We start from the raw sequence: 24,321 nt of genomic DNA, 5'->3' as shown, positions 1-24,321 counted from the left end.
CGGCATTGGATAGACGTTTCGCGATTAACGTTGACGGGATTCTCAACCGTCGTGCTGCGTGCCGTCAAGCTCGCTGAGGAAGGAAACGACCGTCAGATGTGAGGTCGCGGCGGTCAGCGCGGCAACGAGCACCACGACCAGAATGACGCCACCATAGCCTGCCGCGCCGATGGAAAAATTGCCAAACAAGGCCGTCGCCTGATCGGCTTGTGGGGTCGCCATGTTGCGCGACGACCACCAGGAAAAGCCGACAAAGACGATGGTAGCCGCGAGCCCTCCGGCGAGCGCACCCTTCATCCCCGTGAGCAGAAAATGGCGTCTGAACTGGCGCGCAATGAACCCGGCCTCCGCCCCGACGAAGTGCAGCACCTCGATGATGTGACCATTGCCCGCCATCGCGCCGCGCGTTGCAAACACGATCGCCAGAGTCGTGGCAGACAACATCAGGATCAGCACGGACACGCCGATGGTCACGGTAGTGTTGGCCATTGCGATGAGGCGGTCGACCCAGGTGCGGTGATCGTCGAGCGACGCCTGTGGCACGGCCTCAGCGAGCGCGGCGCGCAAAGCAGCAAAATCAGGTGGCGCAACGGGGTCTATCGTCACGATCACCAGCCGCGGAACCGGCAGTTCCTCCAGATTGAAACCGGTGCCCAACCACGGCTCCAGCAGGCGAAGGGTCGCGTCCTGGCCGACAATGCTGGCCGAGCGCACACCGGCAAAGCCCGATGCAATGCGCTGCGCACTGGACAGCGCCGCCTCCATGTCGAGCCCGTCGGCGGGTTTGATCTGGATTGTCGCTTCGCGCGCAATCTGGGTTTGCCAGGTCGATGCCGTGTCGCGCACCAGCGTCACCGCACCGAGCGTCAGGCAGGACAGGAAGGTCATGATTGCGATGACGAGGATCAATGCGCTGCCGGCCACGTTTTGTGGCGGCATGATCGGCGCGGATTTGCGCGGCACCCTTTCTGCCGCGCGCCCGTAGTGGTCTTCGGTTGCCAACGGCTCAGTCATGGATTTCGAGCCTTCCGTCCGAGAGAATCATCCGGCGGGCATCGACCTGTTCCATCAACCCGATATCGTGGGTCGCAATGACGACGGCAGTCCCCAGCCGGTTGAGCTCAAGGAAAAGGCGCAGCAATCGGCGCGCCAGCGGCGGATCGACGTTGCCGGTCGGCTCATCGGCAAACAACACCCGAGGCTGCTCGATCAACGCGCGGGCGATGGCCGTGCGCTGCTTTTCGCCACCTGACAGAACGGGGGGAAGGACATGCATCCGATCGCCCAGTCCGACCCATTTGAGCAGGTCGATAACGTCGTTGCGATAGCTCGCTTCCTCGCGCCCCCGCACCCGCAGCGGCAGAGCGACATTCTCATAGGTGGTCATGTGATCGAGCAGGCGGAAATCCTGATACACGACACCAATGCGCCGGCGCAGCACGGGCAGTTCCTGCCGCGTGATCAAGGAGCGATCCTTGCCGAAGACCGTAATCAGTCCCCGCGTCGGCTTGAGCGCCAGAAAAAGCAGGCGCAGAAGGGTCGTCTTGCCTGCCCCCGACGGTCCGCTCAGAAACTGAAACGAGCGCTCGGGCAAATGAAACGAGATGTCTCGGAGAATTTCCGGACCCATGCCGTATCTGAGGCCGACATTTTCGAATCGGATCACCGGAATTTCCTGATTTGCGCGTGATTTCTGGTCAATTGCATCGAAACTGACCTAAACGCGGAACATCTCTATGTATGGTTAATGCAGCGTTAACAGTCTCCCGGCGCAGCGATACATTAACCTATTGGAGCTACCGATAGGGCTGCACCGCATGGAAGGATGGCCCGGCTGCATGCACGAGCAAGACACGCCACGCTCGGTTTTCGGCGAAATCATGACCGACACCCCGCGTTCTGCCCGCGACGGGGAAAAATTGCGCCGGGCGACCGACGCGCAGTTCGAAACTGTCGAGATCGGATCAGCCTTGCCGTCGTCGCATTTCCGAACACACAAGAATGTGAAGGGCATGGAACTCCTGACCCGTCGCGCGCTGGACGAGACGCAGCAGCGCCGTGGCGGTACAATGTTCTGGGCGTCGGGACTGACACTCGTGGTGCTGGCTTTCTGGCTTTCTGGCGGCCATGAACTGGCGCGTTCCAAGGTGCTCGCCATGCAGGAGGAAAAATCGCCTGCGCTACAGATTGCCGACGTTGAAAGCCGCCTCGAACATCAGAATGGCCAGGACATCCTTTTTGTGAATGGCGCAGCGGAAAACCGTGGCGCAGAAACCCGCCCCTTGCCACCGATAGAAATCGCGGTCATTGCAACCGACGGAGCGGTCACGCGCTATTATCTGGGGACAAGCGAAACCGAGCTGACGCCCGGTGGTCGCTATGCCTTTTCGAGCCGGTTGGAGCCCCCTAGGAATGGGGTGAAGATCGTCGCCGTTACCTTTCAAGAGGTTTCTCACTGATGCCAGTCGTCCGGGACAAAGACATTGAAGTGCTGTTCAGCGCTTCCACGATTGCGCGCCGCAATCTCGAACTCGCAAAGGCTATCGCGGAGCGTGAATACAAGGACCTTCTGGTCATCTCGATCCTGAAGGGCTCCTTCGTGTTCGCCGCCGACCTGATCCGCGCGATGCATGACACCGGCCTGTCGCCGGAAGTCGAGTTCATTTTCATCTCAAGCTACGGCACCGGCACGACATCCGGCGAAGTTCGCGTGCTGCGCGACATCGACAATGAGGTCGCCGGACGCGACGTGCTGCTGGTCGACGACATTCTCGAATCCGGCAAGACGCTGACCTTCACCCGTGACCTGATGCTGTCGCGCGGCGCAAAAAGCGTATCCATCGCCGTGCTTCTCGACAAGCACACCAAGCGCCAGACCGAGTTGGACGCTGACTTTGTCGGCTTTGAGTGCCCCGACTATTTCGTTGTCGGCTACGGTATGGACGTTGCCCATGCCTTCCGCGAATTGCCGTTTGTCGGCGTGGTCAAGGGGGACGCGTAAGCTATGGCGAAGATCCTGATTGTCGAAGACGACGATTCCGTTCGTACCTTCACCGCCCGTGCAATCGCCGCCTCCGGCCACGTCGTCGAGACGGCTGAGGACGGTGATCTGGGCCTCGAATCGATTCGCAAGGCGGAAGGCGACTACGACCTCGTCCTCTCGGATATCCGCATGCCGGCAATGGACGGCATTGAAATGGCGATGAAAGCCGCCAGCGAGTTTCCAGGGCTGAAGATCCTGCTGATGACCGGCTATGCCGAGCAGCGGGAGCGGGCGGAAGATCTGGCGCAAGTCATTATCGACGTGGTGCCCAAGCCTTTTTCGCTGGCCGAAATCCGCAGCAAGGTGCAGGAAGCCATCGCGGCCTGATCTCTCATTCGTCGTGCAGGATGAATTCCAGATAGAGCGTGCGCTGGAGAAACGACTGGTTGTTGTCTGACAGCAGCGACAGGATGAGTTTGCCATCGCTGCGCCGCCAGACGTCCAGGCCTTCCATATTGTCGATCTGGTAGCCCATATTCGCTTCCATCAGCACCGCGCCGTCAAGCAAGGCGCCGGCGCGAACCGAGGCGCCGTCGATGCGACGCAGTCGCATGGCGACGCCGCTTGCCAGCGAGAAGCGGCGCTCCAGCAACAACAGATCGCCGTCTGGCAGGAACGCGCCATCCGTCACGTCGAAATCGTCGCTGCGAACAACCTTGAACAGCCCCCGGCCAGGCCCTTCCAGAATGGCCGAGAACAGGTTTCCCTCTTCATCAAGGCTGCGTTCGGCGATGACGAGCCGCGCCCCTTGGAGCGGCCCGTCCTGCGGTGCCCGCACCAGCGTCTCAAAACCTTGGTTGCTACGTAGTTCATGGCGTGGCACGACTATGTCGAGATGCCGGACCGGCTTTCCCATATCAGCCGGTTCAAGCGCATATTCAGTGATGCGCGCTCGCCGTTCGAACGCCACCGTGGCGACATCGCCGCTGATGTCGAGCGCCTCTGCGTCCTTGTCGAGCTTGCTTTCGATGACCTCGCCATCGTCGCCAAGCATGGCTTGCATCGTGAAGTCCGCGACGCCCACAGGAACGAGGTCGTCGTCTCGAAGGATCGATCCGAAAAACCAGAAGCCATGATCGGCGACGCCCGCAAATTTTTTGCCCGGCTCCAGAAATCTCAGAGCCGAGAACTGCCCAAACCGCCGTTCAGGCGAGCGCATTTCAAAGCCGCCGACGAATTCGAGCGGGCCGAAAAAGCGTTCATCGGATCCGAGACGAAAATGCGTGACAGGACGCGCGCGGACCTCGACAGGCTCAGCCTGAGCAAGCGCGTCGGAGTAAGGTGACAGAACGGCAAGCGCGGCCGCAAGGGCAACCGCTGCCCACCTCATCTGACGCGCCGTCTCTGGCCGCGGGTGGTCTCCTCACCAAACAGGCTCGCCAACTGCTCGGTCATCGCGCCGGCCAGCTCCTCGGCATCCACGATCGTGACGGCGCGACGATAGTAGCGTGTCACATCATGCCCGATGCCGATCGCCAGCAACTCGACCGGCGAACGTGTCTCGATCAGGTCGATCACAGCGCGCAGGTGACGTTCCAGATAATTGCCGGGATTGACCGACAGCGTGGAGTCATCGACCGGCGCACCGTCGGAAATCATCATCAGGATCTTGCGCTGCTCGGGGCGCGCGATCAGGCGGCTATGCGCCCACAGCAGCGCTTCACCGTCGATGTTCTCTTTCAGCAGGCCTTCGCGCATCATCAGCCCAAGATTGCGGCGCGAACGGCGCCACGGCGCATCGGCCGACTTGTAGATGATGTGGCGCAGATCGTTGAGGCGACCTGGGCTGGCGGGCTTGCCATCCTTGAGCCACTGCTCCCGCGACTGACCGCCCTTCCAAGCCCGCGTGGTGAAGCCCAGAATTTCGACCGACACGCCGCAACGCTCCAGTGTGCGCGCCAGAATATCGGCGCAAGTGGCGGCAACCGTGATCGGGCGCCCACGCATGGAGCCGGAATTGTCCAGAACCAGCGTCACCACCGTGTCGCGGAAATTGGTGTCACGTTCACGCTTGAACGACAGCGGCTGCATCGGGTCCAGCACGACCCGTAGCAGGCGTGCGGTGTCGAGGACACCCTCTTCGAGGTCAAACTCCCAGGACCGGTTTTGCTGCGCCATCAGACGGCGCTGCAGGCGATTGGCAAGCCGTCCTACGACACCCTGCAGATTCGCGAGCTGCTTGTCGAGGAAGGCGCGCAGACGCTCCAGCTCTTCCTCGTCGCAAAGCTCCTCGGCTCCGACCGTTTCATCGAACGCCGTGGTGAAAACCTTGTAGTCGATATCCTTCGACAGATTGGCGAACGGGTCGTCGTTGCGCTTGGCTTCGCCGGGGGTTTCCGCATCGAGGTCTTCGTCGTCAGAGAAATCGTCAGCGCTGGCGTCGGACGTTTCGGTTTCGCCAGTCTCCTGATCCTCACTCGACGCGTCGGTTTCTTCAGACTGCGAATCATCGGAGCCGGAATCGTCCTCGCCCCCCTCTTCGCTCTGTTCCTCACCTTGCGGCTGGTCTTCGGAATCGTCCGCTTCCTCGCTCTCTTCGTCCTGACCCATCTCTTCGGCCATTTCCATCGATGCGAGCATGTTGCGCACAACGCGGGCAAAAGCCTGCTGGTCATCAAGAGCGTCGTTCAGACTGTCGAAATCAGTTCCGGCCTTTTCGTCGACCCATGACCGCCACAGGTCAACGACACGCTGACCACTGCGAGGCGCAGCGCGCCCCGTCAGCTTCTCGCGCACCATCAGCGCCACCGCTTCCTCCAGCGGCGCATCGGCCTGGTCGGAAACGTCGGCCAGATTGGCCTTGGCGTATTTGTCCTCAAGCATCGAGCCGATATTGTCGGCAACCCCGGCCATGGCCCGACTGCCGATGGCCTCGACACGCGCCTGCTCCACCGCGTCAAAGATAGCGCGAGCCCGCTTGCCTTCCGGCGCTAGCTTCATGTGGATGCGCGGATCGTGACGCGCCTGGCGCAGAGCCATCGAATCGCCAAGACCGCGCGTGATCGCGATATCTTCCGCGCTTGCCTTCTTGGGCAGGTCCGGCAGGCGGGCGCGACCGCCCACCAGTGATGGCTTCTCCTTGGAAAACGACACTTCCAGTTCATTATCGCCAGAAAGCGCGCGCATCGACACGCTCACCGCACGCTTGAAAACGTCGGCTTCACCGTTCTTCAACGGCTTGTTGCGCGTGTTGTCTCCCGGACCGGACAAGGATTACCCCAGAACTATGTTGGCTGCCGACTCAGGAAGTTCTTCACCAAAAGCGCGCTGGTAGAACTCGGCCACCACCGAGCGTTCCAGTTCGTCGCACTTGTTGAGGAAGGTGAGCCTGAACGCAAAACCGACATCGCCGAAGATTTCGGCGTTTTCTGCCCAGGTGATCACGGTCCGCGGGCTCATCACGGTCGACAGATCGCCATTGATGAAGGCGGAGCGCGTCATGTCTGCAACGCGCACCATCTTGCTGACGATGTCGCGTCCCTTCTCGGTCTGGAAGTGCTTCGCCTTGGCCAGAACGATGTTCACTTCCTGCTCATGCGGCAGATAGTTCAGCGTCGTGACAATGGACCAACGGTCCATCTGCGCCTGGTTGATCTGCTGGGTGCCATGATAGAGGCCGGTCGTGTCGCCAAGCCCAACCGTGTTGGCGGTTGCAAACAGGCGGAAGGCCGGGTGCGGGCGGATCACGCGGCTCTGGTCGAGCAGCGTCAGGCGGCCAGACGCTTCCAGCACGCGCTGGATCACGAACATCACGTCCGGACGGCCAGCGTCATATTCGTCGAACACCAGCGCGACATTGTGCTGGTAGGCCCAGGGCAGGATGCCGTCCTTGAATTCGGTGACCTGCATGCCGTCGCGCAGCACAATCGCGTCCTTGCCAACCAGATCGATACGGCTGACATGGCTGTCGAGATTGATGCGCACGCAAGGCCAGTTGAGGCGCGCCGCAACCTGCTCGATATGCGTCGATTTGCCGGTGCCGTGATAGCCGGACACCATCACACGACGATTGAAGGCAAAGCCCGAAAGGATCGCCAGCGTCGTCTGGGGGTCAAACAGGTAGTCGGGATCGATATCCGGGACGTGCTCGCTCGTAGCCGAATAGGCCGGAACGACCATCGAGGATTCGAAGCAGAAAATATCCTTCACCGAAACCGTAGTATCGGGCAGGTTGGCGATGTCGCGATCGACCTTGTTCATCATGCCTCCACGTGCGAAAGCCGCGCTTTCGCCGGTGTTCTTGTCTTCTTCCGGGGGCCGTCTTTATCAGACACTGCGCCTAACACAAACCTGCTTGTTTCAGCACGCGATAGGCCTGCAACACATCTCGCAAACGGTCTTCCGAACCTCTGTCACCGCCATTCGCATCCGGATGGTGGCGTTTCACGAGTTCCTTATAGCGCGCCTTTATGTCTTCGCCAGTCGCCTTTGCGTCAAGGCCAAGCGTTTCCATCGCCTTGGCCTCAAGCGACTTCAGCTTGCGCTCGCGCGCCCGCGGCGGCGCCTGGTCACCGAAAATGCCATATTGGTCGCGCATCCGGTTGTGATAACCGGCATTGCCCGAGCGTTTCTGCGCAAAATCGGGAGAAGACGTCGCCTGAGCATTGGCGCCCATCTTCCAGGTCGGACGGTGACCCGTCAGCGCTTCTTTCTGGAAACGCGCAATATCCGAATCGGGAACACCTGAAAAATAATTGAAACCCTTGTTGTACTCGCGCACGTGGTCGAAGCAGAATTTAAAATATTCACCTTCGCGCATGCGTCCAACTGGCGCGCGGTGCGTGCCTGGCTCAGTGCATCCGTCCCACTGGCACGCGGGTGTGCTCGCCTTGGCCTCGGCCTTGGCGTCCGGACGCACTTTAATCTTCTCGAAATATTTCGAATACGGTTTCATACGATTCAACAAGCGAAGCTATTGCCTGATTATGGGCGCTTCGCGATCCGATACAAGAATTGACATTTCCCGGGTGATCGCCCAACGGCATGAATCACGCCTGCGCCGCGGGCATGTCCCATATGGTGAATGGAGCCGCCCTTGTCCATCCAGTCGACGATAGAAGAGAAGCTCAACTCTGCCTTTTCTCCCGAGAGGCTTGTCGTGATCAACGAAAGCCATTTGCATGCCGGACACCATCACTCCGGCTCTGACCACCACGATTCTTTCGATGGCACGGGTGAAACCCATTTCCGTGTCCGCATCGTGGCAGAGATGTTTTCTGCCATGAGCCGGCTGCAACGCCACCGCGCGGTCAACGACACACTGGCGGACGAATTGAACCAGGGCGTTCATGCGCTTGCGATCGAGGCATCCGCCCCTGGTGAAGCAACCCGCTGGTAGCCCAGGCGCGATCACGCACGGCGTCTGCGCCGGTTGAGTGCGTAGACCCGCTCAGGCCTGATCGGCAGGTCTGATCCTGATCCGCGTGATGCGATTGCGCTCTCGGCGCATGATGAAGAAGCGCTTGCCGTGGAAGGTAAACGCTTGTCGGACCTCCGGGATCGTCTGCGTTTCGTGGATGACCAGCCCGGCAATCGTGGTCGCCTCCTCGTCTGGCAGCGACCAGCCAAGCGCCCGGTTCAGATCCCGAATCGGCACGGCTCCGTCAACGACGACCGATCCGTCGGCTTCCTGCTTGACGCCCTGAACATCGACATCGTGCTCGTCCGCGATGTCACCGACAATCTCCTCAAGAATATCCTCGAGCGTCACCAGCCCTTCCATCTCGCCATATTCGTCAACAACAATTGCGAAATGCGTCTTTCGCCGCAGGAAAGCATTCAACTGGTCCGGCAGGGACGTTGTGTCCGGAACAAACCAGGGCTTGGTCGCGACTTTCGAGATGTCGATGCGCGAGGCATCGTTGCCCGCTTCATGCAGCGCGCGCAGCAAATCCTTGGAATGGAGTACGCCAACGATATTTTCGGTACTGTCACGCCACAACGGCAAGCGGGTGTGCGGGCTCATCAGAACATCATGCACCACCGCCTCGACGGGCTGGTCGATGCACACCGACCGCATCTTGGTACGGTGGACCATGACGTCAGAAACTTCCAGATCAACGATATCGAGAACACCGCCTATCCGGTCCCGTTCCTGCCGGCCCGCGTCTGGATCGCGATGCATGTCCCCAGCGCTGCCACGCGCTTCAGCGCTCGCGCCCCGAGCCGCGGACGCAGACATGAGCTCGTAGCCAAACATCCGCAGGATCGGACGCAAAAAGAACAGGACGCCGCCAAAAGCGCCTGCCCCGACCAAAGCTGCGATCACCAGAAACGAACGATCCATGAAACAACCGGTCAGGTTACCGACTGAAGGAAGGACAGGACTTCAGAAGACGGAACATCTTTGGCAACGAATGATTGCCCGACGCCACGCGTCAAGATGAATGTCAGCGCGCCCCGCGAAACCTTTTTGTCCTGCATGATATAGTCAAGCAAACGCTCCGCTCCCGGCAAACCACCAGGAACCTCGGCCAGCGTGACTGGCAAGCCGACGGCGCGCAAATGTGCCTCGACACGTGTCGTATCATCCATCGAGCAAAGATTGAGCCGACTGGAAAAGCGGTGCGCCAGCGCCATGCCAATGGCGACACCTTCGCCATGCACAAGGCGGGCACTGTCATAGCCAGTGGCTGCCTCCAGGGCATGACCGAACGTATGACCCAGGTTCAGCAATGCACGGTCGCCGGTTTCATACTCGTCACGTTCGACCATGTCGGCCTTGGCCTGACAGGATTGTGCGATGGCATGAACGCGCTCGACCCCGCCTGCAAACACCGCCTGCCAATTGCGCTCCAGCCACGTAAAAAAGTCCGGACGATCGATGAGGCCGTATTTTGCCACTTCGGCGTAACCAGCGCGAAATTCGCGGTCAGGCAGCGTGTCCAGAACCTGGGTGTCTGCCAGAACCAGCGCGGGCTGCTGAAACACGCCAATGAGATTTTTGCCATGGGCTGTGTTGATCCCGGTCTTGCCGCCAACCGACGAATCCACCTGAGCCAGCAGCGATGTCGGCATCTGCACAAACTTCATGCCGCGCCGCACGATTCCTGACACAAAACCGGCAAGATCGCCGACGACACCGCCGCCCAGCGCGATGACGGCATCGCCCCGCTCAAGTCGTGCAGACAGCACACCATCGACCACCTGCTGAAGCACCTCAAACCTCTTGCTGCGCTCCCCCGGTGCAATCGAGATCGTGGTGGACGCGATGCCTGCCAGATCGAGGCTCTGCACCAGTTGCTTGGCGTGTGCGGCTGCAACGTTGCTGTCTGTGACGATTGCAACGCGAGCACCGGGCAGCCGGGCCGCAATCTCCTGTCCAGCGCCTGAAAGGAGACCGTCGCCGATCAGGATGTCATAACTGCGCTCTGCAAGATTGACCCGAACCTTCTGCGCCGTGACCTGATTGAGTGTCATTCCTGCGACCCTGCCTGTGTATCTTCCATGTCGACCCCCAGATAGCGCGCAATTGCCTGCAGCGTTTCCGCGGTGATGACTTCTCGTTTCGCGTCACGTGTCTCGAAGGTCAGATGTGCCTGCGCATAAAACGGATAGCGCTCATCCATCAGCCGACGCATCACGCCGCGCGGGTCCGGATCTTTCAGAAGCGGACGGTTCTGACGCTTGGAAACCCGCTCCATCAAAAGATCGAGATCCGCCTTGAGCCAGACCCCCAGACCATGGCGTCCAATGATCTCGCGGGTCTGGGCGCTCATGAAGGCTCCACCACCTGTCGAAACCACCCGCGGACCGTCTTTCATCAGACGTTCGATGACGCGCTGCTCCAGCGCACGAAATTCCGGCTCGCCATAGCGCTCGAAAAGCTCGGGAACGGTCATCTTCGAGACCGCTTCAATTTCATGATCGCTGTCGGCAAAAGGCAGGTCGAGAATTTGCGCCACCTGGCGGCCAATCGCAGTTTTGCCCGCACCCATCAGGCCGACAAATACGATCGTCCGCTCGCCGAGCCTGTCGCGAATTTGAGAAGCAAGCAGTTTCACAGCGCCCACCGCCTTTTATGGCCCCCTTCAGGACAGCATTCACGCCACCCCGCTTCGCCAAGGCAATTGCCCCGCCGGGCGGTAACGCCATGAAAAGATGACCACGTCAAGCACGCAGAGCGGTTCGCTGCCTTGAAATACACTGGTGCACGTCCCATAACGGGACGCAGATTGCCAGCCACCAGTCACGAGCACTCCATGCCGACGCTATTCCGGTTCATCATGACGCTCGCCGTCATTGCAGGCGTTATCTATGGCGCCATGTACGCCTTGGCGACCATGGTCGAGCCGAATATTGGAGAAATGACCGTTCGGATCCCACCAGAGCGCATGAACCCGCCGCAATAATTCGGCCCGATCACGCCATGATCAGATAGACAGCGCCCAGCAGGGCTGCGACGCTGGCGACGCCCAAAGCCATCTTGAGAAAGCGCGACGGGGCATCACTGCCAGGATTGCGCCGGGGCCGCGCGGCGCGATGATCCATCGCCAGACGCGCCGCATTTTGCACCACGTTCATTTGCGAAATCATCTTCACCTCCCAGACGACGACAGCGAACCATGACCGTTGAACGTACTGATTTGAAGCATGTTCCGAGCGGAATGCTAAAAATTCGTGAGAAATGATGGAACTATTTTATCCAGACTTCGTTGTTAGTCCATGCCGCGCTGGACACCAGCCCAATCGCCCCCCCCCCCAAATGGTGGACAGTGCGGCACAACGGGGGCGTGATCTTCCGTGAGAAGGCTGGTCGCAAGACCAGCCTTTTTAATTGGCACTGGCTTCAATCGATCTCACATGGCCGCCCGCTGCAAGCCTTTGGCTCGCATGCCTTTGTCCCGAAACCGGCTCCAACTTTCGGGAAACATGCATCAGCCATGGGAGAGTTGTTCGATCTCGAAATTGGCACTCGGAATTTCCAGCCGGTAGTCAAGCTGCCCATCGACATATTCGACAGTGGCCGTGCCATCCAGCGACAGGGGCACGACCCGCTCCAATGCCACGCTGCCAAAGCGCTTGATCGGCGACAGCAATCCAACCGTCCGCTCGCTCCACAGGAGAATGAGCACGTCTCCGTCCTTGGCCAGTTCGCTGTGAAGATGAACCCTTCCATCGTGACGCGCCAAAGCGCCGTGGCTCATCGAATTGACGACCAGCTCATGAAGAGCAAGTCCGATATGGAGTGCGGCATTAGGATTGAGATAGACGTCGGCCCCTTCGAACCTGACGCTATGATCCTCATCGCCACGAAAACGCATCACCTGCGTCCCGACAAGTTCGCTGAGGGTAGCGCCACGCCAGTCCGACGATGTCACCAGGTCCTGTGAAAAGGACAACGAGTGCAAGCGGCCTCTGAACCGATCAAGAAACCCCTCAATGGTGGTCGAGTAGCGACCTGTCTGCGTGGCAATGCTCTGGATGATCGCCAACAGATTTTTCGAGCGATGGCTGACTTCACGCAGAAGCGTACGCAATGTCTGCTCACGGTGCTTCCGCTCGGTGATCTCCACGACGGTTGTGATCACCCCTTGAAGAACGCCCTCGTCGGAAAAATCTGCATCAATCCACATGTCATACCAACGGCTCTGATCTTCGCCGTCGCGAAATTCCACTGAATCGGAAATCCCGGTCTCAAGCACCGCGCGCTTTCTGTCCGAAATCCACGAAGCGACGGACGCGGGCAGAAAGTCACGATCAACCTTGCCCTCGATCCGCCCATCGAGCCAGTTTTCCGGGATGTTCTGTCCCCATACGACCTTGAGATCCGGCGTCTGGTAGAAAACCGTTATGCCGGTGTTCCTCAGAGCACGCAGCAGCCCCCTCCCTTGCGCAATATCTGCGTGAGGGGACCTCGCATCGCCTGGCCGCGTGCTGTCGATAATTCCCACTCCCATAGGCTTCAGTTTCCCGCCCGTACCCTTCGTTACTGGTACGATGAAACAAAGAATGCGTGAAGTGTGAAATGGTTCCAACACCACAACGCCGGGCAATGCCATCTTTGAAGCATTACCCGGCGCGCGGCGGAGCCAGGAGTTGAGGGAACTTCGAACTCCACTTTTCGAGGGCATCTTGCGATGCGGCTCGAAGGGCTGGACGGCCTATCCGGCACGTCGCAGAAGGCCGGCGATCAAGGAAATCACCAGGAACGCAAAGAAGATGAAAAACAGGATCTGTGCGATTCCCGCTGATGCTCCGGCGATGCCGCCAAAACCAAGCGCGCCGGCAATGACCGCCACTACGAGGAAGACGAGCGTCCAGTAGAGCATGTTTCTATCTCCTTGGAATTAGTACATTAAAAACGCGAGGAAAGCGGATTGGTTCCGTCGAAATGCTGCTGTGACGCGGTTTTTGTGCCTGCGCAATCCTGACGCAGCGCCATCTCAACAAAAAAGGCCGCCACAATCGGACGGCCTTTCAATTGCTGATGCTCGACTTATGCCGCTGCGCGCGCCTGACGATCAAAGAACAGCGCCTGGCTGATCAGCGCCTTGACCATGTCAGGGTTGAACGGTTTCGTCACAAGGAAAGCAGGCTCCGGTCGCTCCCCGGTCAGCAACCGCTCGGGAAACGCCGTGATAAAGATCACAGGCACGGTCGCGCCCGTCAGAATCTCGTTGACGGCATCAATACCTGATGAGCCGTCAGCCAGCTGAATATCCGCAAGCACCATTTTGGGTCGCGCCTTTCCGAACAGCGCAACTGCTTCCTTATGCGTGCGTGCAGTGCCAACCACCCGATGCCCGAGGCTTTCGACCATCTGCTCGATATCCATCGCGATGAGCGGCTCGTCTTCGATGATCAGGACATCGGTCGCCACCTGGCGCGAAATTTCTTCGCTGGCCTCTTTCAGAAGCTCGGCAAAACGCTCTTCCGACAGATCGAGCACTTCCGCGGCCTCAGCCTCGGAAAATCCTTCGACAGCGACAAGCAGAAATGCCTGGCGCGGCAGCGGAGCAATCGCAGAGAGATTGGCCGCCGCCCGGCTCTCCCAACCTTGCGCGGTTTCATCCTGCGGGACGCGGATGTTGACCGACGTAAACAGCTTCGTGAACACTCGGTAGAGCGCAATTCGATCGCTGGACAGCGCCGGGAACACGCTGACATCGGCAATAACAGCTTCAAGCGTTGCCGCCACAAGCGCGTCGCCGCTGTTCTGGGAACCGGTGGCGGCGCGAGCGAAGCGTCTGAGAAATGGCAGGTGTGGCGCAATTCGCGCAGATAAACTCATAAGTTCCGTCTCCCTCAATGACGATTTCGCGAAAACAAATGGTGCTTTCGAGCAATCAAACTCCAACGATGATAAAAAGTTCCAAAATGTGTGGAACATTTTTTTGAGTGAGACGTTGGAAGTCAAGGCATCGATGCAGCTTGGGGCTGCGGATATCGGCGCGTGTCTGACGTTAAGTTCCATAGCCAAAATTGTCGGGGGCGAGAATAGGCATGAAATCAATGAAAATGGCTGCGGAGATCAGCCCAAATAAGGCGGTCAATAAAACCGACCCTTTAGGAGTACATTCAGAGATTGGGAGGAAGCTGAAGCAGTACTACGACGACCTGACTTCCGAAGAGGTTCCCGACAGGTTTGCTGAGCTCCTAAAGCAGCTTGAGGAGCAGGAAACAACTATCGACAGTACAGCGGGCAAAGGGGGATAATATGGCGGGCGGTCCAACGTTCAAGGTTGAGTTACTTGGAGCCATCCCGAGCCTGCGCGCATTCGCGATGTCTCTGGCCCAGAACGCTGACAAGGCAGACGATCTCGTTCAGGAGACGCTGGTGAAGGCCTGGGACAAACAGGCTTCCTTTCAGGCGGGCACCAACCTGAAGGCCTGGGTGTTTACCATCCTTCGCAACGAATTCTATTCGCAGATGCGCAAGCGGGGCCGCGAAGTTCAGGACAGCGACGGTCTCATGACCGCACGCCTCGCCGTTCATCCGAGCCAGGTCGGCTCCATGGACCTGAACGATTTCAAGGCGGCCCTCGAAACATTGCCGGAAGATCAGCGCGAAGCCATCATCCTGATCGGCGCGTCTGGATTTTCCTACGAGGAAGCTGCGGAAATCTGCGGCTGTGCCGTGGGCACCATCAAAAGCCGGGTCAGCCGGGCCCGAAGCCGTTTGCAGGAAATCCTAAAGGTTTCCGGCGAAGGCGACTACGGTCCAGACGCGATTTCTGCGCAGGTGATGGGTTCAAACGCAGCGTGATTCATCAGCTGCGTTCGCCGGAACTGCGGACAGGGATTGAGTTACGACATCATCACAAAGGAGTTTGACATGGCGACAGAACGCAGTGGCAAGACGGACAAGAACGAAAATCTCTCCTCTGTCGGGAAGCCTGAGGATCTTGAGGCGGAAATCGCACGACTGAAGGAAGATGTTGCGCGCCTCTCCGAACAGCTGTCGACCACCGGCGAGCACTCGATCGCGGCCGCCCGCCGTGCCGCCAGCGTTGGCGCAGAACAATTGCGTGTCAAAGGCGAAGCTGCGATGGACTCGCTGAAGTCCGGCGCGGATGATGTCGAGCAGCAGATTACCGACGCGGTACGCGAAAAGCCTATCACGGCAATGGCGATCGCCGCAGGTATCGGCTTTTTCTTTGCTCTGTTGACGCGTCGATAAGCCGTGCAGGCTCTTTTGGCTCTCATAGGCTCGATCGCGACTGGCGAGGCCAGCGAGGCGCTGGCCCGCGCACGACAGTCGGCAATGATCTATCTGGTCGCTGCAATCCTGCTCGTTCTCGGTCTGGTTTTTCTGCTCATTGCCGCCTTTATCGCTCTGGCACGCGAGATCGGTGCTTTGCAAACCAGCCTTTGGTTCGGTGGCGGATTCTTCATCATTGGCTTGCTGGTAATCTTGCTTCACCGACTTGCCGCGAAAGCGCGCGCAAGGCGGATTGCCCGCCAGCGACAGGCAGAAATCAAGACCGTCGTAAGCACCGCCGCAGTGACCCTCCTTCCGGCTCTGTTGGCCAGCCGTACAGGCAGCATCGCTGTTCTTGCCCCTCTGGCTGCAGCTCTGGGCTACGGCGTATGGAAAGAAAACTCGCGTCGCCGGCCAGACATGAGATCTCGACAAGACTAGATCTTCTATTGCCCGACGATGCTTCCGACGGAACAAGCAGTTGGTCCACGCATTGATTGAATCCTATCAATCGATGCGTGGAGCTTCCATGTCTAACGAATTTGACAAGAACCGGGCACGGCAAGGCCGCAGCGGCACACCTGTCCTGGTGGTATTGCTGGTGGCACTTGCGCTGGCGGCGCTGGTTTGGGTTGGCGTCGAAATGTATGGCGAACAGATCGCCCCTGCACCACAGGACCGTATTGACGGGGCATCGGCAACACCTGCCGCTCCGGCTCCAGAAGCGCCTTCAAACTAGCGCAATGTCTTGCAAAAGGGCGGACCGGTTTTGCGATAAGATCGTCCGCAAATAGACCGTCAGAGCGGGCGCGGAACAAGAACCCGCAAAGCAGCAGGCAACACGCGCAATGTCGTTTCTTTGGCCAGTGGGACAAGCTCACCGTCAATGGCGCAGCCAAGCTTGCCGTGTTTCGACGACAAGGTCACTTTGACTTCGCGCGCCTTATAGAGATCGATATGCGGGTTGTCCCGCCATCGGCCAAGGGCAAGTCTGAGCGCGGTCGCCACCATATCGCGCCGACGCCGGGCACGAGTCACGTAGACCCCAAGAACCCCATCGGTAAGCGTGTCAGCATAGGGCAGCATGCGCCCCTCTCCGAACACGTTGTTGGTGATGCCAATGGCCGACGTTTTGACCATCACTTCCTCACCATCGATCAGCAGCGTTGCGGCAAAGCGCGGCGGGCGAATGAACGCGTCGATCCCGGCGCGGCAAGAAGCCCAGATCTTTCCCAGCCGCGATGCGTAGGTTCGCCGTTCGCGCAACCGGATCAATTCCGCATGCAGGCCCACCGAAAACTGATGAACAAAGACTATCCCATCGGCGATGGCCAAATCGACCGACCGCACTTCACCATTCGCGAACGATGCGACGGCTTCATTCATCTCCAGCGGGATCGCCAGGCTACGGGCAAACAGGTTCATCGTTCCGGCAGGCAGGACCGCCAATGCCTTGTCGGTCCCTCGAAGCTTGGTGGCGGCTGTTGAAATGGTGCCATCACCGCCGCCGACAATCACCACGTCGCATTCTGCAACCGTCGCCGCCTCCAACGCTTCGGCAAGCTCTCTTCCGCTCACCACCGCGACATCTACTTGATGTCCGGCAGCCGACAGAAAATCGCTGATGCGGCGCGCAAAACTCCCCAGGTCGATTGTCCGCAGCGAGCCTCCATCGCGGTTCAAAATCACGTGAAAGCGCATGAATCAGTGCTCCGCGATAAGGATACGGGCGGGGGACAAGTAATCGCGAAAACGTGTGCGTCGGAGTTTCGTTCCAGCCGGCTCACTACCAGCACAACCTGACGCATGGTCTGCCAGAGAAAGCCTCTGCAGACGGAACCTCACTGGAATAGCGGCGTTGTGTCCATGTCAAAGGTCGCGCCAACAGCCTCGCCTGCGAAAGTTCGGTGTCGGCGCGACCGTGCAAGAAACCTGCACAAGGAGATAATAACATGATCCGCAAGCTCTTGGCGACTACCGCAATCGCAACCTTTATCGCTGCTGGCACGACCGGTGCCTATGCGCAATCAGCACCTGCCCCTGTGACCACCACTACTGAACAGGCAGCTCCCAATGTCATTCACGCTGAGGGCCATCTGGCTTCCAACCTCATTGGTCAGACAGTGTACAGCAGTTCCGCCGATGATGCCGAGAACATTGGCAGCGTGACCGATCTCGTCATCAGTGAAGACGGTGACGTCGAAGGCGTTGTCGTTGCAGTGGGCGGGTTTCTTGGCCTTGGCCAGAAACATGTCGCGCTGGAATATGACGCGGTCGAGTGGGTCCAGCGCGATAACACGCAATGGCTGGTGATCCCGACCAATCGCGAGGCGCTCGAAGCGCTCCCAGAGTTCGACAGGGCCGCCTACAGCCCGCAGCCGGCTGATGCAGCGGTTGGAAATACCAAACCCGCGACAGCCGAAGAAATCGGCGCTGCCACTACCGCAGCACCTGCAGCGGCTGCGCCAGCTGAAAGCGCAGACGACAAGACCGCTGTCATCGTGGATCGATCAACGCTGACCGAAGCACCGCTGGCCGGGATGAGCACCGACGATTTCATCGGCACGACCGTTTACGGAGCCAAAGATGAAAATGTCGGAGAGATCGACGACGTAATCCTGGGGGCGGATGGCAAGGCCGTAGAGGCGGTTGTCCTGGATGTTGGCGGCTTCCTCGGGATCGGGTCAAAGAAGGTCGCCGTGGGTATGGAAAATCTCACATTCATGACTGACGCAGATGGTGACACCTATCTCTATACTCCTTTCACCAAGGAGCAGCTTGAAGCACAGCCGGCCTACGACAAGAGCACATTTGTCGAAAATCGTGACAAACAGCTGATTATCGTTCCCGCGAACTGATCCATCAGCGGCGGATCTGAGAGGGCCGGCGTCATCGACGTCGGCCTTTCATTTTGAACAACGGCGCGGCGATTGTTCACCATTAGAGAACGATCCTTATCGCTTTGAGCCGCTTTCCATTTCACCGTTTTGCACGAAATATGTCTGTGAAGGCCGCAACTCATGCGGCGAAACGGGAAGGAAGCATCGCCATGCTTACACAGATCAAAGGTCTGCATCACGTCACATCGATGGCGCGCGACGCTGCCGAGAACAATGCGTTCTTCACGCACAAGCTGGGTTTGCGCAGGGTGAAGAAGACGGTCAATTTCGATGCGCCGGACGTCTATCATCTCTACTATGCGGACGAATTTGGCACGCCGGGCTCGGTGATGACCTATTTTCCGTTCCCCAACGCGGCGCGCGGTCGTCAGGGTACCGGCGAGGTTGGCACGACTTCCTTTGCAGTACCCCATGGCGCTCTTGATTTCTGGCAGCAGCACCTTACCGGACAAGGCATCACCGACTTGCAGCGCACCACCTCTTTCGGTGAACCCCGGCTGACCTTCCAGGGCCCTGATGGCGAGGCCTTCGCGCTTGTCGAAAGCCGCGAAGATCAGCGCGCACCGTGGACGGGCGGCGGCGTCAACGCGGATGACGCAATTCGCGGCTTCCACTCGGTGTCGATGCGCCTGCAGGACAGTGGCGCCACCCACCGCGGAGCTTCTCAAATTCATGAACTATGAAGAGATCGAGAAGGCGGGCAAAGTTCGCCGCTTTGCGGTAAAGGGCGGCAACGGTGCGGACATCATCGATCTGGAGACCTTGCCGATGGTCGCACATACGCGACAGGGCGCTGGCTCGGTACACCATGTTGCATTTGCAGTCGAGAATCGCGCCGCCCAACTCGAAGTGCGCAAGGCGCTGAAGGATACCGGCTATCATGTGACACCGGTGATCGACCGCGATTACTTCTGGGCGATCTATTTCCGCACACCGGGTGGTGTATTGTTCGAGGTAGCGACCAACGAGCCCGGTTTCGACCGCGACGAGGATACCGCACATCTGGGTGAGGCACTCAAGCTGCCGACCCAACATGAGCACCTGCGGCCATGGCTGGAGCAGAACCTGCAACCTCTCGGAGACTGATCGATGACCATCGACAGCTACATGCACAAGACGGCTGCCGGCAAAAGTGGCGGCCCCCTGTTATTCGTGTTCCACGGCACCGGGGGTGATGAAAACCAGTTTCTGGGGCTCGGCCGTGACCTGATGCCGGAGGCCACCATCGTTGCACCGCGCGGCGACGTGTCGGAACATGGCGCGGCGCGTTATTTCCGACGCACGAGCGAGGGTGTTTACGACATGGACGACCTGGCGCGCGGCACTGCCAAGATGGCCGGCTTCATAAACGCCCATGTTTCAGACAAAAGTCCTTCCTCGGTCATCGGCCTTGGGTACTCGAACGGCGCCAACATCCTGACTTCCGTGCTGTTTGCTGAACCGGACCTGTTTGATGCAGCGGTGCTCATGCATCCGCTGATCCCATTCGAACCACGCGTCGATGGGCATCTGCGTGACACCAAAGTGCTGGTGACGGCGGGCCGGCGCGACCCGATCTGTCCCCAGCCCCAGACACTCGCTCTGGAACAGAAGTTGCGCAAACTGGGCGCGACAGTCGAAACATTCTGGCATGATGGCGGCCACGAAATTCGCCAGGGCGAAATTGTTGCCACCGAGGCATTTCTTTCCGCATGGCGTGACTGAAGAGGACAAGATGAGCGAAAATATCGTGATCAACCTTGAAGAACAGGGCTCAAAGGGCCGCTACGTGGTCAAGGGACCGGACGGAGCGGAAGCGGAGATGACGTTCAGCAAAGTTGGCGAAAGCCAGATCATCATAGATCATACAGGCGTTCCTGACGTGTTTCGCGGCCAAGGCGTCGGGGCCATGCTGGTTGCCCGCGCCGTCGAGGATGCGCGCGCTGCCGGCAAGAAGATCATTCCTCTTTGTCCTTTCGCAGCCGCTCAATTTCGCCGCCACGCTGAATGGGCGGACGTGCTGAAATCATGAGCGAGCTTCCGATCGAATTCGAAACGACGCCAAAGGGCGGACGTTATTTCGTCCGCTTTTCTGAAGACGAGGATGCGCGCCGGACCTATGTGCGCGTGTCGGACACCCACTGGATCGCCGATCACACCTTTGTGCCGCTGCCCTGGCGTGGCGGCGACATCGCCGAACGGCTCGTCGAGCGGTTGATCACCGATGCCAGGCAAGCCCAGGCACGCATTACGCCAACTTGCTGGTATGTGGCTGACGAATTCAAGCGCATGAGTCCAGCCTGGGACGATGTCTGGATGCGCTAGCGCCGATCCCAACGAATCTGGAAGGACGCGCCATGCTTTAGGCCAGCCATTCGACATCTGGAGGGCACCCTGCTTATACTTGCCCTCTGACTGGGAGGGCAGACAGCGCGCGCATGAAATGGCTCGGCCGCCGACACACGATCGCGCTTGGCGTGATCGCCATCGTGCTTTGCGCCCTCACGGGCGTTGCCGGCATGCGCGTCATGACCACCTACTATTTGGATCAGGCGGAAGCGCGGGGCGCGAACACGCTGGGCCTCGCAGTCACGGCATTGCGCGGCCAGCTGGCACGATATGAGAACCTTCCGGAACTGGTCGCCGATCACGAGGCGATCAAGGATCTCATCGTCAACCCGCATGATCCCGACCGAGTTGACACGATCAATCGCTACCTCAAAGCAATCAATCAGCTGCTGGCGGCATCGGACATCTATGTGATGCTCCCCGATGGCATGACGATAGCCGCGTCAAACTATGATCAGGAAGCGCCTTTCGTCGGTCAGAATTTCAGTTACCGCCCCTATTTTCAGGATGCTTTAAGCGGCGGTCAGGGCCGCTTCTTTGCTCTTGGCACCACCTCTCTGAAACGCGGCTACTATTTCGGCGCGCCAATTCGAGTTGGCCCCGAGATCAAGGGTGTGGTCGTGTTCAAGATGGATATCGATTCCATCGAGCATACGTGGAGCAGCCGCGAATACGAAATTGTCGTTACGGATCCTGAAGGCATCATTTTCATGACCGGGCGTCGGGACTGGCTCTTCACGGCCATCAATCCGCTGACACATGAAAGGATTGCACGCACAGAGCTGACGCGTCGCTATGCCGATGCTCCCTTGCGCGAACTGCGCATAAACCGCGCTGTCACCGACCAGGGGCATGATTTGATCAAGGTTCCCGATCCCGGCGGCGCACGCGAATATTTGACCGTGACCGAGGCGATGCCGGAGGCGAACTGGACGGTCAAGGTGCTGCTCGACACGGCTTCAGCACGCGCGCAGGCATTAACAATGGTCACCTCGCTGGTATTGCTTGTCGGGCTTGGCATGATGGCTGCCGCTGTCTGGCTGCAGCGACGAGGTCAGCTTGCCGAACGGCTGCAGGTCCAGCGCGAGGCACAAGAATTGCTCGAACGCCGCGTCGAGGAGCGCACCGCAGACCTTGCCGCGGTCAACGCCTTGCTGAAAGAGGAAATTTCCGAGCGCGAAATGACAGAACGCGCACTGCGAAAGACCCAATCCGACCTGGTTCAGGCCGGAAAGCTGGCAGCTTTGGGCCAAATGTCGGCCGCATTGTCGCACGAGTTCAACCAGCCTCTGGCAGCCGTGCGCGCCTATGCCGACAATGCAGCCATTTTGATTGACCGCGCACGGGTAGAGGAGGCGCGCGACAATATCAGCCGCATCTCATCGCTCGTCGAGCGGATGGCGTCGATCAGCCGTCACCTGCGCAATTTTGCGCGCAAACCAAACCAGAAGCTGGGGCCGGTCTTGCTTGACAGCGTGGTAGCCGACACGCTGGAGATCATCGCTTGGCGTCTTCAGGCGGCAAAGGCGGAACTTCTGGTCAATCTTGGCGAGGCGCCCCTCGCCGTGCGTGCAGGATCGGTCCGGCTGCAGCAAGTGCTGGTCAACATTCTCTCCAACGCGGCCGATGCAGTGGAGGGGCTGGACGATCGGCGAATTGAGCTGAACGCGACACGGACCGGTGAGCGGATTGCAATTGCCGTCCGCGATCATGGTCCGGGCGTGCCAGACGCAATTGCAGAGCGCATTTTCGATCCGTTCTTTTCCACCAAGGGCGTCGGTCGAGGCCTCGGCCTCGGCCTTTCCATCTCTTACAATATCGTGAGGGACTTCGGCGGAACACTCACCGTCGAACAACACCCTGAAGGTGGCGCCGTCGTCACCGTCGAACTGGATGCGGAAGCGTTGCCAGATCGGCCAGATCTGATGGAGGCGGCGCAATGAAATCGCCCAGCGTACTGCTCGTCGACGACGAAGAGGACATCCGTCACTCAACCGCTCAGGCACTGGAACTTGCCGGTTTGACTGTCCACGAGTTCGCGAGCGCGGAACAGGCGCTCGACTACATCACACCCGGATTTCGCGGCGTGGTGGTCAGCGATATCCGGATGCCCGGCCTCGACGGGATGACACTCCTGTCCCGTATCCACGACATCGATGCCGACATCCCTGTAATCCTTGTCACCGGCCACGGCGACGTTCAACTTGCGGTGCGTGCGATCCGCGCCGGTGCCTATGACTTTCTCGAAAAGCCATTCGCCACCCAGCACCTGACCGACATCGTCAGACGCGGGTTGGACCGCCGCAGTCTGGTGCTTGAGAACCGGTTGCTGCGCGCTGCAGCCGGTCATCCCGACGATATCGAAACCCGCCTGCCGGGCCGCTCATCGGCGATGATCGATTTGCGCTTCAGGCTGCGAGCCGTTGCACCCACAGACGCTGATATCCTCATCGTCGGCGACACCGGGGTGGGCAAGGAAGTGGTCGCGCGCGCGATCCATGACATCAGCGGCCGCGCCGACCGGCCTCTGGTGGCGATCAACTGCGCGGCCCTGCCGGAAAACCTGATCGAAAGTGAATTGTTCGGACACGAAGCCGGCGCCTTTCCAGGTGCCTTGAGAACCCGCTATGGCAAGTTCGAACACGCTCGCGGCGGCACGGTCCTGCTCGACGAAATCGGCTCGATGCCTGCTGACCTTCAGGCCAAGCTTCTGCGCGTCATTCAGGAACGCGTCATCGTTCGGCTCGGCTCGAACGAACCGATCCCGCTCGACGTGCGCTTCATCGCCACGAGCAAGGTCGAACTGGAGGAAGAGGTCAATGCGGGGCGCTTTCGCGCTGATCTGCTCTATCGCCTCAATGTGGTAACGCTGCGCGTGCCACAACTTGCTGAACGACGAGAAGACGTCCCGATCCTGTTCCTGCAACTGGTCAGAGAAGCGGCGGGACGGCATCGGCGTGACATGATCGACGTGCCGGCAAAACTGCTGGAAACCCTCGCCCAGCACGACTGGCCCGGAAATGTACGCGAACTGCGCAACGCTGCTGACCGCTACCTTTTGGGGCTGGGCATCGGCACGCTCGACCCGACTGCGACCGGGAACTCGTCAGACAAACTGGCGGACCAGGTTGCCCGTTTCGAACGGGCAATCATCGCAAGCGCGCTCCAAGCCCATGGCGGCAGCCTGAAACCCGTCTATGAGATGCTCGGCATTTCACGAAAGACACTTTACGAAAAGATGCAGCGCTACGCCCTCGACAAACACGCACTCACCGCGGGCGACAAGCCAGACCGCTCCGAATGAGGTCAGCGATGTGTGAAGATTGACACATCATCCGCGGCTGGCGTTACGAATTCCACCCATTTTTCAACTGTTGCGGTAACATTGTTTGGTTTCCACGGCGCAT

The 24,321-nt window shown here is 59.4% G+C and carries 30 protein-coding genes and 1 pseudogene; 17 read left to right on the top strand and 14 right to left on the bottom strand.

Going from position 1 to position 24,321, the window contains the following annotated elements; translation table 11 throughout:
- Positions 1 to 42: 42 nt before the first annotated feature.
- Together BMZ42_RS12720 and ftsE are read right to left on the bottom strand one after the other, a co-directional pair.
- Entirely contained in the window at positions 43 to 1,014 is a 972-nt protein-coding gene (locus tag BMZ42_RS12720) for a cell division protein FtsX (RefSeq protein WP_091522966.1), read from the bottom strand.
- Entirely contained in the window at positions 1,007 to 1,666 is a 660-nt protein-coding gene (ftsE, locus tag BMZ42_RS12715; RefSeq protein ID WP_091522963.1) for a cell division ATP-binding protein FtsE, read from the bottom strand. Before ftsE ends, BMZ42_RS12720 begins: the two co-directional genes overlap by 8 nt.
- Positions 1,667 to 1,838: 172 nt before the next feature.
- On the opposite strand from ftsE, the gene BMZ42_RS12710 reads away from it, so the two are divergent.
- The 3 genes from BMZ42_RS12710 to BMZ42_RS12700 are packed head-to-tail and all read left to right on the top strand — an operon-like array spanning position 1,839 to position 3,370.
- Complete coding sequence (locus BMZ42_RS12710; protein WP_091522961.1) at positions 1,839 to 2,459, top strand: hypothetical protein; 621 nt, start codon at positions 1,839 to 1,841, stop codon at positions 2,457 to 2,459.
- Positions 2,459 to 3,001, top strand: a complete 543-nt coding sequence (hpt, locus tag BMZ42_RS12705; RefSeq protein WP_091522958.1) for a hypoxanthine phosphoribosyltransferase — start codon at positions 2,459 to 2,461, stop codon at positions 2,999 to 3,001. Before BMZ42_RS12710 ends, hpt begins: the two co-directional genes overlap by 1 nt.
- Positions 3,002 to 3,004: 3 nt before the next feature.
- Positions 3,005 to 3,370, top strand: coding sequence for a response regulator (locus tag BMZ42_RS12700; RefSeq protein ID WP_091522955.1), 366 nt, complete (start codon positions 3,005 to 3,007; stop codon positions 3,368 to 3,370).
- Between the two features lie 4 nt (positions 3,371 to 3,374).
- On the opposite strand, the gene BMZ42_RS12695 is transcribed toward BMZ42_RS12700, so the two are convergent.
- The 4 genes from BMZ42_RS12695 to BMZ42_RS12680 all read right to left on the bottom strand — a co-directional run bounded on the left by BMZ42_RS12695 (position 3,375) and on the right by BMZ42_RS12680 (position 7,937).
- Entirely contained in the window at positions 3,375 to 4,373 is a 999-nt protein-coding gene (locus BMZ42_RS12695; protein WP_091522953.1) for an esterase-like activity of phytase family protein, read from the bottom strand.
- Positions 4,370 to 6,253 carry a cobaltochelatase subunit CobT gene (gene cobT, locus BMZ42_RS12690; RefSeq protein ID WP_091522950.1) on the bottom strand — a complete coding sequence of 628 codons (1,884 nt, stop codon included), beginning with the start codon at positions 6,251 to 6,253 and terminating at the stop codon, positions 4,370 to 4,372. Before cobT ends, BMZ42_RS12695 begins: the two co-directional genes overlap by 4 nt.
- Before the next feature lie 3 nt (positions 6,254 to 6,256).
- Positions 6,257 to 7,243, bottom strand: coding sequence for a cobaltochelatase subunit CobS (gene cobS / locus BMZ42_RS12685; protein WP_091523087.1), 987 nt, complete (start codon positions 7,241 to 7,243; stop codon positions 6,257 to 6,259).
- A 79-nt stretch (positions 7,244 to 7,322) separates the two neighbouring features.
- A complete protein-coding gene (locus BMZ42_RS12680) occupies positions 7,323 to 7,937 on the bottom strand; it encodes a J domain-containing protein (protein WP_175556712.1) in 615 nt (204 codons plus the stop codon).
- 141 nt (positions 7,938 to 8,078) lie between these two features.
- On the opposite strand from BMZ42_RS12680, the gene BMZ42_RS12675 reads away from it, so the two are divergent.
- The gene (locus BMZ42_RS12675; RefSeq protein WP_091523082.1) at positions 8,079 to 8,381 is read left to right on the top strand and encodes a BolA family protein; all 303 of its coding nucleotides are present in this window, start codon (positions 8,079 to 8,081) and stop codon (positions 8,379 to 8,381) included.
- A gap of 51 nt (positions 8,382 to 8,432) precedes the next feature.
- On the opposite strand, the gene BMZ42_RS12670 is transcribed toward BMZ42_RS12675, so the two are convergent.
- Genes BMZ42_RS12670 through BMZ42_RS12660 form a run of 3 tightly spaced genes read right to left on the bottom strand, consistent with a single transcriptional unit; the run spans position 8,433 to position 11,046 of the window.
- Positions 8,433 to 9,329 (bottom strand): transporter associated domain-containing protein, encoded by an 897-nt coding sequence (locus tag BMZ42_RS12670; protein WP_091522948.1) that lies wholly within the window; start codon positions 9,327 to 9,329, stop codon positions 8,433 to 8,435.
- 11 nt (positions 9,330 to 9,340) lie between these two features.
- Positions 9,341 to 10,462 carry a 3-dehydroquinate synthase gene (aroB, locus tag BMZ42_RS12665; protein WP_091522946.1) on the bottom strand — a complete coding sequence of 374 codons (1,122 nt, stop codon included), beginning with the start codon at positions 10,460 to 10,462 and terminating at the stop codon, positions 9,341 to 9,343.
- Positions 10,459 to 11,046, bottom strand: coding sequence for a shikimate kinase (locus BMZ42_RS12660; RefSeq protein WP_244523252.1), 588 nt, complete (start codon positions 11,044 to 11,046; stop codon positions 10,459 to 10,461). Before BMZ42_RS12660 ends, aroB begins: the two co-directional genes overlap by 4 nt.
- Before the next feature lie 198 nt (positions 11,047 to 11,244).
- Between BMZ42_RS12660 and BMZ42_RS12655 the strand changes: the two genes are divergently transcribed.
- Positions 11,245 to 11,394, top strand: a complete 150-nt coding sequence (locus BMZ42_RS12655) for a histidine kinase (RefSeq protein ID WP_091522941.1) — start codon at positions 11,245 to 11,247, stop codon at positions 11,392 to 11,394.
- A gap of 10 nt (positions 11,395 to 11,404) precedes the next feature.
- Here the strand turns inward: BMZ42_RS12655 and BMZ42_RS18030 are convergent, their stop codons facing one another.
- The 4 genes from BMZ42_RS18030 to BMZ42_RS12640 all read right to left on the bottom strand — a co-directional run bounded on the left by BMZ42_RS18030 (position 11,405) and on the right by BMZ42_RS12640 (position 14,276).
- Positions 11,405 to 11,578 (bottom strand): hypothetical protein, encoded by a 174-nt coding sequence (locus BMZ42_RS18030; protein ID WP_175556711.1) that lies wholly within the window; start codon positions 11,576 to 11,578, stop codon positions 11,405 to 11,407.
- A 341-nt stretch (positions 11,579 to 11,919) separates the two neighbouring features.
- Positions 11,920 to 12,942: a sensor histidine kinase gene (locus BMZ42_RS12650; RefSeq protein WP_091522939.1), complete on the bottom strand. Its 1,023-nt coding sequence runs from the start codon at positions 12,940 to 12,942 to the stop codon at positions 11,920 to 11,922.
- 204 nt (positions 12,943 to 13,146) lie between these two features.
- Positions 13,147 to 13,314, bottom strand: coding sequence for a DUF1328 domain-containing protein (locus BMZ42_RS12645; protein WP_091522937.1), 168 nt, complete (start codon positions 13,312 to 13,314; stop codon positions 13,147 to 13,149).
- A 167-nt stretch (positions 13,315 to 13,481) separates the two neighbouring features.
- Positions 13,482 to 14,276 (bottom strand): response regulator, encoded by a 795-nt coding sequence (locus BMZ42_RS12640; protein WP_091522934.1) that lies wholly within the window; start codon positions 14,274 to 14,276, stop codon positions 13,482 to 13,484.
- Positions 14,277 to 14,497: 221 nt separating this feature from the next.
- Between BMZ42_RS12640 and BMZ42_RS12635 the strand changes: the two genes are divergently transcribed.
- From BMZ42_RS12635 to BMZ42_RS12615, 5 genes are all read left to right on the top strand, one after another.
- A complete protein-coding gene (locus BMZ42_RS12635; RefSeq protein WP_091523080.1) occupies positions 14,498 to 14,701 on the top strand; it encodes a NepR family anti-sigma factor in 204 nt (67 codons plus the stop codon).
- A gap of 1 nt (position 14,702) precedes the next feature.
- Positions 14,703 to 15,251 (top strand): sigma-70 family RNA polymerase sigma factor, encoded by a 549-nt coding sequence (locus tag BMZ42_RS12630; protein WP_091522931.1) that lies wholly within the window; start codon positions 14,703 to 14,705, stop codon positions 15,249 to 15,251.
- 69 nt (positions 15,252 to 15,320) lie between these two features.
- The gene (locus BMZ42_RS12625; RefSeq protein ID WP_091523078.1) at positions 15,321 to 15,665 is read left to right on the top strand and encodes an ElaB/YgaM/YqjD family protein; all 345 of its coding nucleotides are present in this window, start codon (positions 15,321 to 15,323) and stop codon (positions 15,663 to 15,665) included.
- Between the two features lie 15 nt (positions 15,666 to 15,680).
- Positions 15,681 to 16,127: a hypothetical protein gene (locus BMZ42_RS12620; RefSeq protein ID WP_091522929.1), complete on the top strand. Its 447-nt coding sequence runs from the start codon at positions 15,681 to 15,683 to the stop codon at positions 16,125 to 16,127.
- A gap of 88 nt (positions 16,128 to 16,215) precedes the next feature.
- Positions 16,216 to 16,425, top strand: coding sequence for a hypothetical protein (locus BMZ42_RS12615; protein ID WP_091523075.1), 210 nt, complete (start codon positions 16,216 to 16,218; stop codon positions 16,423 to 16,425).
- A gap of 59 nt (positions 16,426 to 16,484) precedes the next feature.
- On the opposite strand, the gene BMZ42_RS12610 is transcribed toward BMZ42_RS12615, so the two are convergent.
- On the bottom strand, positions 16,485 to 17,387 hold the full coding sequence (locus tag BMZ42_RS12610; RefSeq protein WP_091522926.1) for a diacylglycerol/lipid kinase family protein: 903 nt from the start codon (positions 17,385 to 17,387) through the stop codon (positions 16,485 to 16,487).
- A gap of 251 nt (positions 17,388 to 17,638) precedes the next feature.
- On the opposite strand from BMZ42_RS12610, the gene BMZ42_RS12605 reads away from it, so the two are divergent.
- The 7 genes and pseudogenes from BMZ42_RS12605 (at position 17,639) to BMZ42_RS12575 (ending at position 24,218) form a co-directional block, all read left to right on the top strand.
- Entirely contained in the window at positions 17,639 to 18,544 is a 906-nt protein-coding gene (locus BMZ42_RS12605) for a PRC-barrel domain-containing protein (protein WP_091522924.1), read from the top strand.
- Positions 18,545 to 18,735: 191 nt separating this feature from the next.
- Positions 18,736 to 19,672 (top strand): annotated as a pseudogene (locus BMZ42_RS12600) (VOC family protein).
- Between the two features lie 3 nt (positions 19,673 to 19,675).
- Positions 19,676 to 20,290 (top strand): alpha/beta hydrolase, encoded by a 615-nt coding sequence (locus BMZ42_RS12595; protein WP_091522922.1) that lies wholly within the window; start codon positions 19,676 to 19,678, stop codon positions 20,288 to 20,290.
- A 10-nt stretch (positions 20,291 to 20,300) separates the two neighbouring features.
- Entirely contained in the window at positions 20,301 to 20,597 is a 297-nt protein-coding gene (locus tag BMZ42_RS12590) for a GNAT family N-acetyltransferase (RefSeq protein ID WP_091522920.1), read from the top strand.
- On the top strand, positions 20,594 to 20,890 hold the full coding sequence (locus BMZ42_RS12585) for a GNAT family N-acetyltransferase (protein WP_175556709.1): 297 nt from the start codon (positions 20,594 to 20,596) through the stop codon (positions 20,888 to 20,890). Before BMZ42_RS12590 ends, BMZ42_RS12585 begins: the two co-directional genes overlap by 4 nt.
- A 113-nt stretch (positions 20,891 to 21,003) precedes the next feature.
- A complete protein-coding gene (locus BMZ42_RS12580) occupies positions 21,004 to 22,857 on the top strand; it encodes a sensor histidine kinase (RefSeq protein ID WP_091522915.1) in 1,854 nt (617 codons plus the stop codon).
- Positions 22,854 to 24,218 carry a sigma-54-dependent transcriptional regulator gene (locus tag BMZ42_RS12575; protein WP_091522913.1) on the top strand — a complete coding sequence of 455 codons (1,365 nt, stop codon included), beginning with the start codon at positions 22,854 to 22,856 and terminating at the stop codon, positions 24,216 to 24,218. The genes BMZ42_RS12580 and BMZ42_RS12575 overlap by 4 nt, the downstream gene beginning before the upstream one ends.
- The last annotated feature ends 103 nt before the right edge of the window (positions 24,219 to 24,321 follow it).

The sequence above is a fragment of the Aquamicrobium aerolatum DSM 21857 genome, assembly GCF_900113935.1.
In the GTDB taxonomy this organism is placed as follows: domain Bacteria; phylum Pseudomonadota; class Alphaproteobacteria; order Rhizobiales; family Rhizobiaceae; genus Aerobium; species Aerobium aerolatum.
Note: the sequence above shows the minus strand (reverse complement) of the source record. Positions and strands in the feature narration are given on the sequence as shown.